This window comes from Hyalangium versicolor (assembly GCF_020103695.1).
GTDB classification, from domain to species: domain Bacteria; phylum Myxococcota; class Myxococcia; order Myxococcales; family Myxococcaceae; genus Hyalangium; species Hyalangium versicolor.
This window is the reverse complement of the sequence record NZ_JAHXBF010000005.1, coordinates 100229-117179: the sequence shown is the minus strand read 5'-3', so window position 1 is coordinate 117179 and position 16951 is coordinate 100229. Positions and strand designations below refer to the sequence as shown.

Below are 16951 nucleotides of genomic sequence, written 5' to 3'. Positions count from 1 at the left end.
GATGAAAGTGGCCGAAATCCGGCGGGCATGTAGCCCTTGCCGTGCCTGACACCGTGCACAGGGTTCGAACCTTCCATGCGCCCCGTGCACCGACGCATCCTGGGATTCCTGGTCACCACGTGTGTCCTCGTGGGGGCCATCGTCGCTTCGTTGCGACTCGAGGCTCGCGGGCAGCAGGTAGCCCGAGCGCGCGCCGTCGAGATGGCTCGCACTGCCATACAAGGAGCTCGCGACTCTCTCTCCGCGCAGGAGGACATGCGGGTGGAGGCATCCCAGGCGCTGGGGGCGGCTCGGACGTTGATGGTGCCCGTGTGGCTCACCGCCTTGCTGGCCTCGGGCACCGCGCTCTGGTTGGGGCTGCGCTCCCAACGGGAGAAGGCCACCGTGGAGATGCTGGCGCAAACCAACGAGCGGCTCGCCGCGGCGGAGGCCCAGCTCAAGCGCCTGTCCATGTCGCTGCCCGCCATCCCCGCCGTGTCGCCGACGCCCGCGCCACCGCCGCAAGCACGCCCGGAGCCGACGCTGACGGCCCCCGTGCCCTTCGGCCGCTACGAATTGCTGCGGCCGCTCGGCGAGGGCGGAATGGCCCGGGTGTACCTGGCGCTCGCCCGGAACGCCGGGGGCTTCGAGCGACTGTTCGTCATCAAGCGGCTGCACGAGCCACTCACGCGCCAGCCCGAGGCGGTGGCCCAGTTCATGGATGAGGCCCGGCTCGGTGCCACCCTCCTCCACCCGAACGTGATCCCCGTCTACGACTTCGGCGAGGTGGACGGCGAGTACTACCTGGCCTCCGAGTACATCCTCGGACGGGATCTGGACGTGGTGGTGCGCCGCTCCTTCGAGCGAGACGGCGGCCCGATGGAGCCCGCGACGGTCTTCTTCGTGGCCCAGGAGGTACTCGAAGCATTGGAGTACGCGCACACGCGCCTGGATGCGCATGGCCGGCCGCTGGGGATCGTCCACCGGGATGTGTCGCCGATGAACATCCTGGCTTCCGGACACGGCGAGGTGAAGCTGCTGGACTTCGGCATCGCCAAGAGCGCGCACCGGACCACGCAGACACGCGCCGGGCTGGTGAAGGGCAACATGAGCTTCATGGCCCCGGAGCAGGCACGAGGGCTCGAGGTGGATGAGCGCGCGGATCTCTTCACCCTGGGCCTGACGATCTTCTGGTGCCTCACCGGCGAGCTGCTCTACGAGGGGCAGACCGACTTCGATCGGCTCATCCAGGCTGCCGAGGGCCCCAGCGAAGCGCACTGGGAGCGCATCTCCCGGCTGCCCTCGCCGTGCGCGACGCTCCTCTATCGGGCGCTCCAGCCCCATCCCGCCGATCGCTTCCAGTCAGCCCTGGAGTTCGCTTTGGCCCTGCCGGCGATCAGGCCGGAGGACACCTCGGGCCTGGGACGCACCATGCTGCGCCTCTTCGGCGAGGAGCTGCGCGCCGAGTCCGCCTACCAGTCCGCGCTGGTGGCTGCGTCTTCCTCGCTCGGCCAGGCCTTCACGGGCTGAGGCCGAGCCGAGAGCCCCGCAGCTGGGGTATTGAGCCACGCATGAGCGAAGACGCGTCCTGGAAGCCCTACGAGGCAGGCAGCACCCTGGGGCTGTCGGGCTCCCAGGGTGGGACGATCACGTGGGACGAGCAGTACGCCGGCCAGGTGCGCCTGACGCTGGAGCAGGACGAAAGCCGCTCCTTCCACGCGATCACTTGTGGCGTTTCTGGGTGGCTGCTCCATTCCCGGTTCTTCGGCAGCGCTCCCGAAGCGTTCGCCGCCTTCGAGGAGTTGCGGCCGGCCCTGGTGGAACTCTGGGCCCAGTTGCCCAAGGGTGGCCCCGGCTCTCCTACCGAGGCCCGCGCGGGAGGCCCGTTGCTGGCGGCCTTCCTCGCGCGCTTCCCGTAACGACCCGCTTCAGTACACGACGAGCGGGTGCGGGGAGTAGAAGCTGACGATGCTCAACACGGGGATGCGCGCCCCCTCATCCTCCTCGTCCAGCGAGCCCGAGGTGGTCCGCATCCCATCGAACCGCGCGAGGATGATGAAGTCCTGGCCCGGAGACAGGAACGGATCCGGCTTCGCTAGCCGTCCGAGCGCCTCACGCCCCGTGTCGGAGGAGATGTTGTCGTAGTGAGGAACCGTCTCGATGTTCTGGGTCACCTTGTCCTTCGAGATCGAGCCCCCCACGTTCCCACTGCCGATCGTCGTCTCGCCTCCCACGCTGCCCGAGGTGGTGGACGAGGAGTGCCGCCGGCGCGCCCGGCCCACCTGCACCTCGCTGGCCACGGAGCCCAGGCCCTGCTCGACGAGCCACACGGTGGGCTTCTCCCCCTCGGTCTTCATGTCGCCCACCTGGGCCCGGACGAGGATGTAGCGCCCCTTGTACGTGTCCGGCTGGGCGATGGCCGCGGAGAGCGAGAAGATCGGCAGGCGCTGATCGTTCAGCAACCGGAGGTCTCCCTCCACACTGCCTCCGCGCAAGGCCACCACCTTGGCCAGCAGCGACGCGGCCTCGGGACGGGAGCGGATCTCCTGATCCCAGGCCTGGCCGATCAACGACTGCAGTTGGGTGAAGTAGGTGCCATTCACGCAGGCCTTCAACGCCGCCCAGGCCTCGTCTCGCGAGGTGGGCAGGAACCGCCGCGCCTGACGCTCGCACGCGGAGGGGTTCGAGTACTGGCTGGCGAACGTCTTCGGGTTGAAGGGCTCGGGAGGGAGCTCGGTGGCCGCGGTGGCTGGCGGGGGCGGACGGTCCCGCTCATCCTCCTCCTTGGAGCGGGAGGGCGTCGCACAGCCGACGACGGACAGGGCCCAGATCAGGGCCCATGCGTGGCGAGAGCCCGGCTTCTTCGACAGGTTCACAGTGTCTCGTTCCATGGAAGTCATGTCTCGTGGGTTACAGCGAGGCCGAGCCCGGCTCCGGACGCGGCTCGGATTTGGGAGGAGCCGCCGCCTTCTTCGGAGCCGCTGCCGGAGGTGCCAGCGAGCAGGAGTCCGCGCAGCGATCACGCATGCACGCCAGGGTGGAAGCCCCGGCCTTCTGCTGGGTCAGATCCGCATAGCAGCGATCTCCCGCGCCCGGGCAACCGCTCTGCGCGGCGCACTGGCAGCACGGCGCGGCCACGGTGGCCATCATCTGCGTCTCCTGCAGCACGCCCGAGACGGCGCGGTAACAGGCGCGAGCGGCCGGAGCGAAGCGGCCCTTCGTGTCGACGATGGGGACGGTGCCCTGGAGATCACAGCGCTCGGCGGCGGTCGAGTACCGCTTCTCGCACGAGGCGGCGAGGTTGCGGTCCGGCTTGCCGTCCTCCGAGCTGGCACGCGCGGCCTCGGCGCAGAGCGTGCGACCCAGTTGCTGGATGGTCCGCACGTTGTTGGCGGCCTGATCCTTGTTGGGCTCGGAGGGCGTCAGCTCGGCTTCGAAGACGCAATCCTTGCCGGAGCGCAGCGTGTCCGCAGTGCAGGACCACGCCGTGGGAGAATCATCCACCACAGGCGGGGACTCGAGGGACTGGGAAGAGGCCGGCGAACCATCATTCGGCGCCGCGCTCAACAACAGGGAGAGGAACACGACGGTGGTCATGGCCCGTTAGCGTAGGTCCGGCTCGGCCCGCGCTCAATCGATCCCAGGGTGGACTGTCTTTCCATCATCTCGCAGGTTTACTCACACCCTCCCTTTCCAACCTGGGAGCAGGCAGGCAGGCTTGCGAGGCTTGGGAGTGACAGGGGGTAGGACGCTCTGTCCGGGGCCGAACCTTCGCTGAAATGGCTCGCGTGGGCAGACGCGGCTCTGGAGTAGATGGCCCTCCATGATGACGCACCGCACTCCTCTCCTTTCGCTCCTCGTGCTTGGGCTGGTCTCGGCGCTGCCGGCATGCAAGCGCTCCGAGTCGCCCGCCAGCAGTGACTCTTCCCCCAAGGATGAAGCGAGCAGTTCCCCGAAACCGGGCGGCGGCAAGGCCGTCACGGTGAAGGGCTCGGACACGATGGTCATCCTCGTGCAGCGCTGGGCCGAGGAATACATGAAGCAGAACCCGGGCTCGCCCGTGCAGGTGACAGGGGGCGGCTCGGGGACGGGGATCGCGGCGCTGGTGAACGGCACCACGGACATCGCCACGGCGAGCCGCGCCATCAAGGACGTGGAGGCGCAGCAGGTCCACGCGCGCTTCAAGACGGAGCCCAAGGAGATCCCCGTCGCCAAGGACGGCGTCACGTTCTACGTGAACGAGGCCAGCCCGCTCACCTCGCTCACCGTCGAGCAGCTCCGGGGCATCTACCTGGGAGACACCACCAACTGGAAGGACGTGGGCGGCCCAGACGCGCCGATCGTCGTCTACTCGCGTGAGAACTCGTCCGGCACCTACGTCTTCGTGAAGGAGCACCTGCTGCAGAATGCAGACTACACGGAGAAGGCTCTGACCCTGCCGGGCACGGCGGCGGTGGTGAACGCGGTGTCCCAGGAGAAGAACGGCATCGGCTACGGCGGCGCGGCGTACGCCAAGGGCATCAAGGAGCTGAAGATCAAGGTCGGCGCGGACGAGGTGGCACCAAGCCAGGAGAACATCCTGAGCGGAAAGTACCCGCTCTCGCGCCCCCTGTTCTTCTATGTCCGAGGCGAGCCGAGCGAAGCGGTGCAGAAGTTCATCGACTTCGCGCTCTCCGCCGAGGGCCAGAAGCTCGTGTCGCAGGTGGGCTACTTCCCCGTGAAGTAGTCATCGGAGCGGGCTGGGACAACGGCCCGGTCCAAGCACACCAGGCATGCAGGCTCAGCCAGCGCCCTGCCCGGGCCCTTGTCTCCGGAACGGGAGACACCACCGTAGGGGCATGAACCTTCTCATCGTACTCCTGCTCCTGGCGCTCATCTTCGGCGGCGTGGGTCTCGCCGTGGAGGGGCTGAAGTGGTTCCTCATCATCTCCGCGGTGCTCTTCGTCGCCAGCCTCGCGACTGGCGCGATGAACCGCGGACGCCTCCGCGCATAGCGGCACGAGGCGCCCCTGTCGGGCGCGGCATGGGCCCACTGGTACGCTGGTAGGACCAGCCCGGAACCCATGCCGCCCCCGGCTCACTGCACGAGCCGCTTGATGTCTCCGCAAGCGATGTAGGAACCGCCCCCGGAGACCTCGATCACCTCGTCCACGACATAGAGGATCCCCTCCTCGCGGATGTCGCGCGGGAAGCGCATGTTGAGGTTGGGATCGAATCCGTCCGAGACGACACGGGCGCGCAGCTTGCTGCCCTCCTTGACGCACTGGACGAGGACGCCACCGCCCACTGCGTTCGTGGTGGGCAGATCCTTGGCCGAGCCCGTCACCTTGGACGCCTTGCCCGTCTTCCTCGGAGCCCCACCGCCCGAGCCAGCCCGAGCCGAGCGCTCCTGCCCCGCCACCACCAGCCGCTTGATGGAGCCCTGCGCCCGGTAGAACGTCCCGTCGGCCGAGGGCACCAACTTCTCCACTACATATGTCACGCCCTCCTCGCGGGCGCTGCGCGGGAACTGGATGTTGAAGCTGGCGTCATAGCCATCGGAGACGGCTCGCACGCGCAGCTTGCCGCCCTCGCGCTCGCACTTCACGATGACGCCACCCTCGGCGCTGGACACAGCCTCCAGTTCGTCCGCGGAACCGCCAGCCGTACCGCGCAGCGCCAGATCGTTCCGGCTGCGAGTCCCCGCCTGGTACGACTGATCGCGCATCTCCTTGCGGATCACCGCGTCGTACTTCTTCGACTCGATCCGCTTCGCGTAGTGCTCGAGCTGATCCACTTCCTCGATGAGCTCGAACGAGCTCTTGTCGATGTTCGCGGACAGCTCGGAGATCGTGTTGCGCAGCTGCTGCGAGGCGCCCTTGAGATCGCCCTGGTCCGCCAGCTCGACCGCCCGATCCTTCACCTGGGCGATTCGCAACCGGCTCGTCTGCGCCAGCACGTTCTTGTCCGCCGACAGCGCGTTGGCCTCCTCCTCCGAGCCCAGCGTCACCGTCACCGGAAGCTCGCCGGAGAACTCCTTCAACGAGCCGTCCACCACCGCCTGGTACTTGTAGGCCAGCGTCAGCAGGGGCGCCGTGCCCGGCGTCGCACCCGCATCCACCGCCAGCTCCACCGCGAGTTGCCGATCCTCGGTGGTGTAGACATCGCCCAGCCCCACCTCCACTTGCTGTCCACGCGCCTCGAAGCGATAGCGGTTGAGCACGCTCGCCACCTTCACCGTGGGCGCGGGCTGGAGCGTCACCACCAGGTTCTGCGCGGCCACCGAGGACAGGCCCTCCATCTCGATGCCGAACACGCCCTCGGCGTCATCCGGAGACTGGATGAAGTAGAAGTGCCCCTCTCCCGCCCCGGCCATGCCGATGAGCAGGTCCTCATTGAAGCTGCTGCCAAACCCCAGCGTCGTCGTCGCGATGCCCGCGCCCGCTGATTCCTTCACCCGCGAGATGATGTCGTCATGCCGGGTGATGCCCACGTTGGCCTGACCGTCCGTGAGCAGCAGGACGCGGTTGATGCGCTCCTGGGCCTGCTGCGCCTTCACGTGCCCCACCCCTGCCTGCCAACCCCCAGTGAGATTGGTACAGCCAGCGGCATTCACCTTCGACAGCACCTTCTCGATGGCCGCCTTGTCCTGGACCTTCTGCGGGGCCAGCACCGTCATCGGCGAGTCGTCGTACGCGACGATCGAGATCCAGTCCTCGGGCCCCATGCGCTCGATCAGGTTGCGAGAGGCCTGTAGCGCGTGCTTCAGCGGTGCACCGGCCATCGAGCCCGATCGATCAATGACCAGGCTCAGGTTGAGTCCTCGCCGTGCAGGCCCCTGGGCATCGGCTCGGAAGGACACCAGCACGTCGACTTTGGACGAGCTGCCAACAGGGAGCACCGGACGACTCAGGGTAAAAGCCGCTTTCATGGGAACGCCTCCAGGAAACTGGGACGCGGAGCGTACCGGCACCTACCCACAGCGTCACCTTCGGTCCGAATGAAGGGAGATGTAGACAAGGCGCCCCAGGCAAGGAGACGAGGGGGATCTGATACCGGATCCACTCCTCCTACCTCCCGAGGCTATAGTCGGCGCTTCCGGAGGAGAGATGCGTCCGTCCCGAATGATGCGCGTGGTGGGGTTCAACGTCGACCGAGTGGTGTCCGACGCCACCTTGGATCCCGAGATACTGCGCCTGGACAATTTCGGTACGGATCTCCCGCCACCGCCCGAGGCCGTGGCGGCGACGCGGGAGTCCGTAGGAACCAACGAGGCCAACAGCTACACGCCCTTCACCGGAGCCTCGAGCCTGCGGCAAGCGGTGGCGCAGCGGCTCAAGCGCCAGTGCAACCTCTCGTACGATCCGGATCGGCAGATCGTGATCACGGCGGGTGGCACTCAGGGGTTGATCTCGGCACTGCTGGCGATCATCGAGCCCGGAGATGAAGTGCTGCTCACGGACCCGACGTACGCGGGGATGATCCACCGGGTCACGTTCGCGGGCGGCGTGCCGATGTTCGTGCCGATGAAGGTGGTGGATCGCAAGTGGCGGCTGGACCTGGACATGCTGCGCGCCATGGTGACCAGCCGCACGCGGGCGATGGTGATCTCGAATCCGAATATGCCCGCGGGGCACGTGCTGTCGGAGGCCGAGTGGATGGCCATCCGCGAGCTGTGCGTGACGCGCAACCTGTGGCTGCTGTACGACGCCGCGCTGGAGAACGTGCTGTATGACGGGCTGCCGCTGCGGCATCCGGCGACGCTGACGGGCATGCCGGAGCGCACGTTGATCGTGGGCTCTGTCTCGAAGGAGTTCCGGATGATCGGCTGGCGGATTGGCTGGATCGCCGGCCCGCCGAAGGTGATGACGGACGTCTTCTACACGCACAGCTATCTGGTGATCGCGCCGCCGGGGATCGCGCAGAAGGGCGCGGAGGTGGCACTGCGCTCGGAGGACGCGGGAGTACCGGCGGCCTTGGCCGAGTGGAAGAAGCGGCGAGATCTGGTGCTGGAGCAGCTCGAGGGGCTGCCGGTGATCATCCCCGAGGGTGGCTGGAGCATGCTGCTGGACGCGCACGCTCTGGGCTACAGCGCCACGGATGCGGCATCGATCCTGATGTCGCAGGCGAAGGTGGCGGCGACACCGATGACGAATTGGGGTTCGTCGGTGGCGGAGCGCTACATCCGGCTGGTGTTCAGCTACGAGCCACAGGAGCGCCTCAAGCTCCTGCGCGAGCGGCTGCGCCGGACGTCACTGCTTCCGTAGTACGCCGTAGCAGTCCTCTCGCTGAGGCCGCACTGAGGTGCGGCCTACTCTCGGGAGGCGTCTTGTAGCAACGTGGCGAGCTTCTCCAGCGCGAGCCGGGCCCGTGTCTTCACGGTGCCCAGGGGATCTCCCGTCCGCTCCGCGATCTCCCGCTGGGACAGGCCCTCGAAATAGGCCAGCTCCACCACCGTGCGCTGCTCGGGCGACAACTCCCTCATCGCCGCGGCCACCCGCGCCCGGTCCTGCCCCAGTGAAGCCGCCTCCATCGGACTCACCGGCGAGGCGCTCGCAGGCGGTGGCTGCTGCGCCACATCATCCGCAATCCGCGCCACCGTCCCCAGCGCCCTCCTTCTATCGATCGCCCGCGTCCGCGCGATCGTCGTCACCCACGTCTCCACCCCACCCCGGTTCGGATCGAACTCCCGCGCCCGACGCCACACCTCCAGGAACGTCTCCTGGAGCACCTCCTCCGCGTCCGCCCGCGAGCCCAGCACCCGCAGCACCACCGCCCACGCCCGCCCCGAGCACCGGGCATAAAGCATGCGCATCGCCTCGCTGCTGCCCAGGGCCACTTGCTGCAAGAGCGCCCGGTCGGCCGCTGGATCGCTTGCTCGTGTAGCGGGGGGATCGGAAGGCACCATCGGGCGACCGGATACCGCAACCACGGGTAGGGCCACACCTTTTAGCACCGATGCCAGCGCCTGATCCCATCGCCTGGGCGACCCCACCGGCGCCCCGGAACGTTCACTCTCCAACGCCCCCATGCGCGGAGCCGTCCGGGATCAACGTCCCCGCGTCATGGTGCCCGAAGACCCGACTCCGGCCCTGATAAGGGCCGGCCTCTTCTTTATGACCTCACGAATCGGAAGCGTCGTCATCGAGAGCGTCCGCCCCTCACTGGACGCAGGTCGTCACGCCGTCAAACGCATCGCCGGGGAGTCCTTCACCGTCGAAGCCGATCTCTTCAAGGAAGGCCACGACGTCCTCGTCGCCGTCATCCGCTGGCGCCAGGCCACTCCCGAGCAGACCGAGTGGGCCGAGGTCCCCATGAAGGCCCTCGGCAATGATCTCTGGAAGGCCGAATTCCCGCTCGCGCGCATCGGCCGCTACCAGTACACCGTCGAGTCCTGGCCGGATCTCTTCGCCACCTGGTCCTCCGAACTCAAGCGCAAGGTGGACGCCGGCCGGGACGTGCGCAGCGAGCTGCTCGAAGGCTCCGCGCTCCTGGAAGGGGCCGCCGAACGCGCTCGCTCCCTCAGCGCCGGGGACGCCCAGCTCCTCTCCGAGGCCGCCAAGAAGCTGAAGCAGCCCGCCTCCCCGGATCTCGTCTTCGTCGCCCTGGCCCCCGAACTGGCCCATGCCGCGAGCCGGTACGCGGATCGCTCACTGGCCACTCGCTACGAGCGCGTCCTGGAGGTCGACGCCGAGCGCGAGAAGTCCCGCACCAGCGCCTGGTACGAATTCTTCCCGCGTTCGGCCGTGCGCGACGGCAAGACCCACGGCACCTTCAAGGACGCGGAGGCCTGGCTGCCCTACGTCCAGTCGCTCGGGTTCGACACCATCTACCTGCCCCCCATCCATCCCATCGGCCGCACCGCGCGCAAGGGGAAGAACAACAGCCTGCGCGCCGAGCCCGATGACGTGGGCAGCCCCTGGGCCATCGGCGGCCCCGAGGGCGGTCACAAGGCCATCCACCCGCAGCTCGGCACGCTGGAGGACTTCCGCGCCTTCATCAAGGCCGCGGAGCTACAGGGCATCGAGATCGCCCTGGATATCGCCTTCCAGTGCTCGCCCGATCACCCGTACGTGAAGGAACACCCGGAGTGGTTCCTCCACCGCCCGGACGGCACCATCAAGACGGCCGAGAACCCGCCCAAGCGCTATGAGGACATCGTCAACTTCGACTGGATGGGCCCCGCCCGGGACACGCTCTGGCCGGAGCTCGAGTCCGTCGTGATCCACTGGATCCAGCAGGGCGTGCGCGTGTTCCGCGTGGACAACCCGCACACCAAGCCGCTCCAGTTCTGGGCCTGGCTCATCAGCCGCGTCCACGCGAAGCACCCGGACATCGTCTTCCTGTCGGAGGCCTTCACCCGTCCCAAGGTGATGAAGGCGCTGGCCAAGATCGGCTTCACCCAGTCCTACACATACTTCACCTGGCGCAACTTCAAGGGCGAACTCCAGGAGTACCTCGAGGAGATCACCTCGCCGCCCGTGTCCGACTACTTCCGCGGCAACCTCTGGCCCAACACGCCGGACATCCTCCCCGAGCACCTCCAGAACGCCAGCCCGAGCATGTTCCGCATCCGCGTGGCGCTGGCCTCCACCCTCTCCTCCTCCTACGGCATCTACTGCGGCTACGAGCTCTGCGAGAACCGCCCGCTGCCCAGCAAGGAGGAGTACATCGACTCGGAGAAGTACCAGCTGGTGGCCTGGGATCTGGAACGGCCCGGCCACATCCGCGACTGGATCCGCAAGCTCAACACCGCCCGCAAGCAGCACCGCGCGCTCCAGCTCTACGGCAACCTGCGCTTCTACCCCTCGGACAACGACCGCGTCCTCTTCTACGGCAAGCGCACGCCGGACGGCTCCAGCCAGGTGCTCGTGGCGGTGAGCCTGGACCCCTTCTCTCCCCAGGAGGCCCTTCTTGACGTGCCGCTTCATGACCTGGGGATCCAGCCCGACGAGACGTACCAGGTGCACGAGTTGATGACAGATGAGCGTCGCCTCTGGCAGGGTCCTCACGCCCAGGTGCTCCTCACGCCGGAACAGCCGGCAGCCATCTGGGCGGTGTACCGCTTCCGCCGCACCGAGCAGGCATTCGACTACTACGAGTGACACCGAGAGGCGTATGGAACAGGACCCGCTTTGGTACAAGAAGGCCCTCATCTACGAGGTTCACATCCGCGCGTTCCATGACTCGAACGCGGACGGCCACGGGGACATCCCAGGCCTCATCGAGAAACTGCCGTACCTGCAGGACCTGGGGGTGGACTGCCTCTGGCTGCTGCCCCACTACCCCTCGCCCCTGCGAGACGACGGCTACGACATCGCGGACTACTACGCCGTCCATCCGGACTACGGCACGCTGGCGGACTTCCAGCGGCTGGTGGAGGCCGCCCACTCGCGCGGCATCCGCATCATCACCGAGCTGGTGGTGAACCACACCAGCGATCAGCACCCCTGGTTCCAGGAGTCCCGCCGCGATCCCAAGAGCCCCAAGCGCGACTGGTACGTGTGGAGCGACACGGACGACAAGTACAAGGGCACGCGCATCATCTTCCTGGACACCGAGCGCTCCAACTGGACGTGGGATCCAGTGGCCAAGCAGTACTTCTGGCACCGCTTCTTCAGCCACCAGCCGGACCTCAACTACGACAACCCAGCGGTGCAGGACGCCATGCTGGACGTCATGCGCTTCTGGATGAACATGGGCGTGGACGGGTTCCGGTGCGACGCGGTGCCCTACCTCTTCGAGCGAGAGGGTACCAACTGCGAGAACCTCCCGGAGACGCACGCCTTCCTCAAGCGCCTGCGCAAGGCGATCGACGCCGAGTACCCGAACAAGATGCTGCTGGCCGAGGCCAACCAGTGGCCCGCGGACGTGCGCGTCTACTTCGGCGACGGCGACGAGTTCAACATGGGCTTCCACTTCCCGGTGATGCCCCGCCTCTTCATGGCCGTGCGCAAGGAGGACCGCACCCCCATCGTGGAGATCCTCCAGCAGACACCAGACATCCCGGAGAACTGTCAGTGGGCCATCTTCCTGCGCAACCATGATGAGCTGACGCTCGAGATGGTGACGGACGAGGACCGCGACTACATGTACCGGGAGTACGCGATGGACCCCCGGATGCGGATCAACCTCGGCATCCGCCGCCGCCTGGCCCCGCTGATGGACAACGGCCGGCGCCGCATCGAGCTGATGCACAGCCTGCTGTTCACCCTGCCCGGTACGCCCGTCATGTACTACGGCGACGAGATCGGCATGGGAGACAACATCTACCTGGGCGATCGCAACGGCGTGCGCACGCCCATGCAGTGGACGGGAGACCGCAACTCGGGCTTCAGCCGGGCCGACAACGCGCGGCTGTTCGCTCCGGTGATCTCCGATCCGGTGTACGGCTACCAGGCCATCAACGTGGAGGCCCAAGAGCGTATCAAGACGTCGCTGCTGCACTGGGTGAAGCGGCTCATCAAGGTGCGCCAGCGCTACCCGGCCTTCGCGCTGGGCAAGCTGCGCTTCGTCAACCCGGACAACCGCCGCGTGCTGGCCTTCACCCGCGAGTGGCAGGGGCAGACCATCCTCATCATCTGCAACCTCTCGCGCTTCGCGCAGCCGGTCGTCCTGGATCTGCGCGAGTGGGAGGGCTGCGTGCCCGTGGAGTTGATGGGCGAAACGGACTTCCCGCGCATCTCGTCGCTGCCGTACCAACTGTCGTTGGGCCCCTACATGTTCCTCTGGTTCCGGCTGGAGAAACCCCTTCCCGGAAGGACGACCTCGTGACGACACCCGTGGACCTCGCAAAGCTCCCCGAGTATCTCAAGCACCAGCGCTGGTTCAGCGGCAAGGCGTGGCCCATCAAGTCCGTGTCCGTGGTGGATCACGCCACGCTGGACTTCGGCTCCTGCGCCTTCAGCCTCGCCGTCGTCGAGGTGCTGTACGAGTTGGGCAAATCCGAGCGCTACCTGCTGCCCGTGAAGCCCATGGCGGACGGCATCCATGACGCGCTCGAGGACGTGGAGTGCCTGCGCGCCCTCTTCCAGATCATCCGCGAGAAGCGCGAGGTGAACTCCGCCTCCGGAAAGCTCCGGGGCGAGTGGCTCAACACCCCGGAGAGCATGCTGTCCCTGCCCGAGCCCATCCCCGTTCGGCGGCTCATGGTGGAGCAGAGCAACACCTCCGTTGTCATCGGCGAGAAGGTGATCCTCAAGATCATCCGCAAGCTGGAGGCCGGGGTGAACCCCGAGTACGAGATGGGGCGCTTCCTCGCCACACGTACCGCGTTCCGTTCCAACCCCACGCTGCTGGGCGCGCTGCACCTGGAGGGCGTCTCCGGGGGCACCACGGCCCTGGTGCACCGCTTCATCACGAACGCGGTGGACGGTTGGAAGTACACGCTGGACCGCTTCCGCAAGCCGGGCACGCTGGAGGATTCCTTCCTGGAAGAGATGCGAGACCTGGGCCGGCGCCTGGGCGAGCTGCATCGAGCCCTGTCCTCGGATCCCCAGGAGCCGGACTTCGCTCCGGAGCCGGTGCTGCAAGAGGATCTGCAGCGCTGGAGCGCGTCCATCATGGGCGAGCTCGGGGTGACGCTGGCCGACGCGGGCCGCCTGCACGCGGACCTCGAGAACCAGCGCGAGCGGCTGCTGGAGCACGCGCGGCGACTGGCACGCGTGGCGCCCTCTGGACAGAAGATCCGCATCCATGGCGATCTGCACCTGGGCCAGGTGCTGCGAACGGACGGCCAGTGGATCATCTTCGACTTCGAGGGTGAGCCGTCCCGCACCTTCACCCAACGGCGGGAGAAGTACTCGCCGCTGCGGGACGTGGCGGGGATGCTGCGCTCGTTCGACTATGCCGAGGCCACCGTGCTGCTGGAGGGCAACCCGCCCACCCCGCGCATGGCGCCCTCGCGAGACGCGTTCCTGGAGGGCTACCGCGAGGCCACGCGCGGCGCGGCTTTCCTCCCGGCGGACGACGCCACCTTCTGGGTGATGTTGCGCGCCTTCGAATTGGAAAAGCTGCTCTACGAAGTGCGGTATGAGCTTCAGAACCGCCCGGACTGGGTGCGCATCCCCGTCCAGGCCCTCTTGCGGATGGAGGAGCCGAAGTGAAGAAGCCCGCTGACCGGCAGCAGATCGACGCGGAGATCCAGCAGATCATCGAGTTGCGGCACCCGGAACCCCACCGGGTGCTCGGCATCCACCCGGACGGAGATGGCGTGGTCGTGCGCGCCTTCCGTCCGAACGCCACCGCCCTCCACGTGGTGCCCGCTTTCGGCGGGCGCATCTCCATGGAGAAACGCCGGGATGGTGTCTTCGAGGCCCGGCTCAACGGCCGCACCGATCTCTTCAACTACCTGCTCGAGGTGGAGTACCCGGGCGGCAAGTCCTTCACCCTGCGCGATCCGTACAGCTTCCTGCCCACGATTGGAGAGCTGGACCTGTACTACGCGGGCGAGGGCCGTCACGAGAAGCTCTGGGAGCGCATGGGCGCGCACCTCATCCACCACAACGGGGTGGCTGGGGTGTCCTTCGCGGTCTGGGCGCCCACGGCGGCCGGCGTGTCCGTGGTGGGTGACTTCAACAATTGGGACGGGCGCCTTCACGCCATGCGGCGCATGGGCGCCTCGGGCATCTGGGAGCTGTTCATCCCCGAGGTCGGCGAGGGCACCCGGTACAAGTTCGAGATCCGGCCCAACCACGGCGGCCCGCCGCTGCTCAAGTCGGATCCGTTCGCCTTCCGCACGGAGGTGCCTCCGGCCACCGCGTCCGTAGTGCACGATCTCCACCGCTTCACGTGGACGGACGAAGCGTGGATGAGCAAGCGCGCCGAGGGCGAGCCCACGCAGAAACCCTGGAGCGTGTACGAGATCCACATGGGCTCGTGGCGCCGCATCGTGGAGGACGGCGACCGGCCGATGACGTACCGGGAGCTGGCCCCCGCGCTGAGCGACTACATCAAGGCCACGGGCTTCACGCACGTGGAGTTCCTGCCGGTGGCCGAGCACCCCTATGGCCCCTCGTGGGGCTACCAGGTGGGCAACTACTTCGCGCCCAGCGCCCGCTTCGGACACCCGGATGATCTGCGCTTCCTGATCAACCACCTGCACGAGCAGGGCATCGGCGTGATCGTCGACTGGGTTCCGGGCCACTTCCCCAAGGACGCGCACGCGCTGGGCAAGTTCGACGGCACGGCGCTCTACGAGCACGCCGATCCGCGGCAGGGCACGCAGCCGGACTGGGGCACCCTGGTCTTCAACTTCGGCCGCAACGAGGTGCGCAACTTCCTCATCTCCAACGCGCTGTTCTGGCTCGAGGAGTACCACGTGGACGGCCTGCGCGTGGACGCGGTGGCCTCCATGCTCTATCTGGACTACAGCCGGCGCGCGGGCGAGTGGGTGCCCAACCGCTGGGGCGGCCGCGAGAACGAGGAGGCTATCGCCTTCCTGCGTGAGCTGAACGACACCATCAGCCGCAAGCACGCGGGTGTGGTGGTGATTGCCGAGGAGTCCACGGCGTGGCCCAAGGTGAGCCAGCCGGTGAAGGACGGCGGCCTGGGCTTCCACTTCAAGTGGAACATGGGGTGGATGCACGACACCCTGCTCTACTTCTCGAAGGACCCCATCTTCCGCCAGTACCACCACAACAACATGACGTTCGGCCTGCTCTACGCCTTCAGCGAGCACTTCATGCTGCCGCTGAGCCATGACGAGGTGGTGCACGGCAAGGGCTCGCTCTACGGGAAGATGCCGGGAGATCCGTGGCAGAAGCGCGCCAACCTGCGCTCGCTGCTGGCCTGGATGTGGGCGCACCCGGGCAAGAAGCTGCTCTTCATGGGCGGCGAGTTCGGTCAGCACTCCGAGTGGAGCAGCGATCGCAGCCTGGACTGGCACCTGCTCGAGGATCCGGGGCACAAGGGCATCCAGAGCATGGTGTCGGATCTCAATCGCATCTACCGGGACGTGCCCGCTCTGTATGACGCGGACAACGAGCCCATGGGCTTCCAGTGGTTGCAGCCGGACTCGGCGTCCTCGAACGTGTTCGCCTTCGTCCGGCGCTCGCGCACCCCAGGGCGCCACGTGGTGTGCGTGGCCAACCTCGCCCCCGTCGTGCGCGAGAGCTACCGGGTCGGCTTCCCCCGCGTGGGCACCTACCAGGAAGTGCTCAACAGCGACGCCGCCAACTACGGCGGCTCGGGCGTGGGGAACATGGGGCTGATCCAGACCGAGGCCCAGCCGTGGGATGGGCAGGATGCGTCGGCCGCGCTGACGCTCCCGCCCCTCTCGGTGGTCTGGTTCATCCCGGGCTGAGCCTGCCTACTCGCCTCGGCGCAGCCGCTCCACGTAGGCGGCCGGGAGCCCCGCGCTCTCGGCGCCTCGCACCAGGGCTTCGATGAAGCGAGGGCTCACCGGGCCCTCGGTGGAGGCACGCCGCGGCGAGGTGGTGAACGCCGTGGCCTCCACGAGCTGCCCCGCCTGGCCCTCCAGGCGCACGCGCACCGGCCGCTCCACGCACATGCCCGTCACGAAGCCTTCCTTGTGCTGGATGATGGGCCAGTCCTTGCCCGGGATCTCGAAGAGCCTGCCGAACACGCTCCGGCCCGGCGCATCCGCCAACCCCGCCACGCGTCCGCCCCACCACCGCGACGGGAAGTCGTAGACGAGGTCCACCTCCAGCGCCTCGGCCAGCTTCCCCTCTGGCAACTGGAAGAAATCGTAGCTGTGTTGCGATCGCCACTCCTCAAACGCGGCCCGGTCCAGGATCGTCGAGTACGCGAAGTACAGCCGCGTTCCCGCCTGCGCCGACTCCCGGGCCTTCATCACCTGATCGTAGTGCGAGTCCATGTCTTCCTCTGCCCTGCTCTCTCAGTAAGCGAGAATCCCTATTCCGCCAGATCCCACATCCGGGACACGAACCCCCGAAGAAATGTTCGCCATTTGAAATTTGGAGGCCGAACATGTTACGGGTCCCGCGTGGGATGAGTGCCCTTTGACCCCTCC

General features: G+C 67.3%; 14 protein-coding genes. 9 read left to right on the top strand and 5 right to left on the bottom strand.

Annotation, left to right across the window (positions count from 1 at the left end; translation table 11 throughout):
- Window positions 1-75: 75 nt before the first annotated feature.
- Together KY501_RS12080 and KY501_RS12075 are read left to right on the top strand one after the other, a co-directional pair.
- Entirely contained in the window at window positions 76-1509 is a 1434-nt protein-coding gene (locus KY501_RS12080) for a serine/threonine-protein kinase (protein ID WP_224363026.1), read from the top strand.
- 41 nt (window positions 1510-1550) lie between these two features.
- Window positions 1551-1898 (top strand): hypothetical protein, encoded by a 348-nt coding sequence (locus KY501_RS12075; RefSeq protein ID WP_224363025.1) that lies wholly within the window; start codon window positions 1551-1553, stop codon window positions 1896-1898.
- A 9-nt stretch (window positions 1899-1907) separates the two neighbouring features.
- Here the strand turns inward: KY501_RS12075 and KY501_RS12070 are convergent, their stop codons facing one another.
- Both KY501_RS12070 and KY501_RS12065 read right to left on the bottom strand, forming a co-directional pair.
- Window positions 1908-2870, bottom strand: coding sequence for a hypothetical protein (locus tag KY501_RS12070; protein WP_224363024.1), 963 nt, complete (start codon window positions 2868-2870; stop codon window positions 1908-1910).
- A gap of 19 nt (window positions 2871-2889) precedes the next feature.
- The gene (locus tag KY501_RS12065) at window positions 2890-3576 is read right to left on the bottom strand and encodes a hypothetical protein (protein ID WP_224363023.1); all 687 of its coding nucleotides are present in this window, start codon (window positions 3574-3576) and stop codon (window positions 2890-2892) included.
- Window positions 3577-3802: 226 nt separating this feature from the next.
- On the opposite strand from KY501_RS12065, the gene KY501_RS12060 reads away from it, so the two are divergent.
- Window positions 3803-4705 (top strand): phosphate ABC transporter substrate-binding protein, encoded by a 903-nt coding sequence (locus KY501_RS12060; RefSeq protein WP_224363022.1) that lies wholly within the window; start codon window positions 3803-3805, stop codon window positions 4703-4705.
- A 112-nt stretch (window positions 4706-4817) separates the two neighbouring features.
- Window positions 4818-4973, top strand: coding sequence for a hypothetical protein (locus KY501_RS12055; protein ID WP_224363021.1), 156 nt, complete (start codon window positions 4818-4820; stop codon window positions 4971-4973).
- An 83-nt stretch (window positions 4974-5056) separates the two neighbouring features.
- Here KY501_RS12055 and KY501_RS12050 read toward each other — a convergent pair whose 3' ends face one another.
- On the bottom strand, window positions 5057-6889 hold the full coding sequence (locus KY501_RS12050; protein WP_224363020.1) for a vWA domain-containing protein: 1833 nt from the start codon (window positions 6887-6889) through the stop codon (window positions 5057-5059).
- A gap of 178 nt (window positions 6890-7067) precedes the next feature.
- Between KY501_RS12050 and KY501_RS12045 the strand changes: the two genes are divergently transcribed.
- On the top strand, window positions 7068-8225 hold the full coding sequence (locus KY501_RS12045) for a pyridoxal phosphate-dependent aminotransferase (protein ID WP_224363019.1): 1158 nt from the start codon (window positions 7068-7070) through the stop codon (window positions 8223-8225).
- Between the two features lie 44 nt (window positions 8226-8269).
- Here the strand turns inward: KY501_RS12045 and KY501_RS12040 are convergent, their stop codons facing one another.
- On the bottom strand, window positions 8270-8866 hold the full coding sequence (locus KY501_RS12040) for a sigma-70 family RNA polymerase sigma factor (protein WP_224363018.1): 597 nt from the start codon (window positions 8864-8866) through the stop codon (window positions 8270-8272).
- A gap of 208 nt (window positions 8867-9074) precedes the next feature.
- On the opposite strand from KY501_RS12040, the gene KY501_RS12035 reads away from it, so the two are divergent.
- From KY501_RS12035 to glgB, 4 genes are read left to right on the top strand one after another with little or no spacing between them, the layout of a single operon-like run.
- Window positions 9075-11063, top strand: a complete 1989-nt coding sequence (locus KY501_RS12035) for an alpha-1,4-glucan--maltose-1-phosphate maltosyltransferase (protein WP_224363017.1) — start codon at window positions 9075-9077, stop codon at window positions 11061-11063.
- Between the two features lie 13 nt (window positions 11064-11076).
- The gene (treS, locus tag KY501_RS12030; RefSeq protein ID WP_224363016.1) at window positions 11077-12732 is read left to right on the top strand and encodes a maltose alpha-D-glucosyltransferase; all 1656 of its coding nucleotides are present in this window, start codon (window positions 11077-11079) and stop codon (window positions 12730-12732) included.
- Window positions 12729-14063 (top strand): phosphotransferase, encoded by a 1335-nt coding sequence (locus KY501_RS12025; protein WP_224363015.1) that lies wholly within the window; start codon window positions 12729-12731, stop codon window positions 14061-14063. The genes treS and KY501_RS12025 overlap by 4 nt, the downstream gene beginning before the upstream one ends.
- Complete coding sequence (gene glgB / locus KY501_RS12020) at window positions 14060-16261, top strand: 1,4-alpha-glucan branching protein GlgB (protein ID WP_224363014.1); 2202 nt, start codon at window positions 14060-14062, stop codon at window positions 16259-16261. The genes KY501_RS12025 and glgB overlap by 4 nt, the downstream gene beginning before the upstream one ends.
- Before the next feature lie 6 nt (window positions 16262-16267).
- Here glgB and KY501_RS12015 read toward each other — a convergent pair whose 3' ends face one another.
- Window positions 16268-16795, bottom strand: a complete 528-nt coding sequence (locus KY501_RS12015) for a gamma-glutamylcyclotransferase family protein (protein WP_224363013.1) — start codon at window positions 16793-16795, stop codon at window positions 16268-16270.
- Between the last annotated feature and the right edge of the window lie 156 nt (window positions 16796-16951).

Bases quoted from the DNA above. Each gene is read 5' to 3' on its own strand.
- KY501_RS12045 (WP_224363019.1), top strand. From the start codon at position 7,068: ATGCGTCCGTCCCGAATGATGCGCGTGGTGGGGTTCAACGTCGACCGA.
- KY501_RS12070 (WP_224363024.1), bottom strand. From the start codon at position 2,870: ATGGAACGAGACACTGTGAACCTGTCGAAGAAGCCGGGCTCTCGCCAC.
- KY501_RS12015 (WP_224363013.1), bottom strand. From the start codon at position 16,795: ATGGACTCGCACTACGATCAGGTGATGAAGGCCCGGGAGTCGGCGCAG.
- treS (WP_224363016.1), top strand. From the start codon at position 11,077: ATGGAACAGGACCCGCTTTGGTACAAGAAGGCCCTCATCTACGAGGTT.
- KY501_RS12080 (WP_224363026.1), top strand. From the start codon at position 76: ATGCGCCCCGTGCACCGACGCATCCTGGGATTCCTGGTCACCACGTGT.
- KY501_RS12060 (WP_224363022.1), top strand. From the start codon at position 3,803: ATGATGACGCACCGCACTCCTCTCCTTTCGCTCCTCGTGCTTGGGCTG.
- KY501_RS12050 (WP_224363020.1), bottom strand. From the start codon at position 6,889: ATGAAAGCGGCTTTTACCCTGAGTCGTCCGGTGCTCCCTGTTGGCAGC.
- KY501_RS12040 (WP_224363018.1), bottom strand. From the start codon at position 8,866: ATGGTGCCTTCCGATCCCCCCGCTACACGAGCAAGCGATCCAGCGGCC.
- KY501_RS12065 (WP_224363023.1), bottom strand. From the start codon at position 3,576: ATGACCACCGTCGTGTTCCTCTCCCTGTTGTTGAGCGCGGCGCCGAAT.
- KY501_RS12035 (WP_224363017.1), top strand. From the start codon at position 9,075: ATGACCTCACGAATCGGAAGCGTCGTCATCGAGAGCGTCCGCCCCTCA.
- KY501_RS12075 (WP_224363025.1), top strand. From the start codon at position 1,551: ATGAGCGAAGACGCGTCCTGGAAGCCCTACGAGGCAGGCAGCACCCTG.
- KY501_RS12055 (WP_224363021.1), top strand. From the start codon at position 4,818: ATGAACCTTCTCATCGTACTCCTGCTCCTGGCGCTCATCTTCGGCGGC.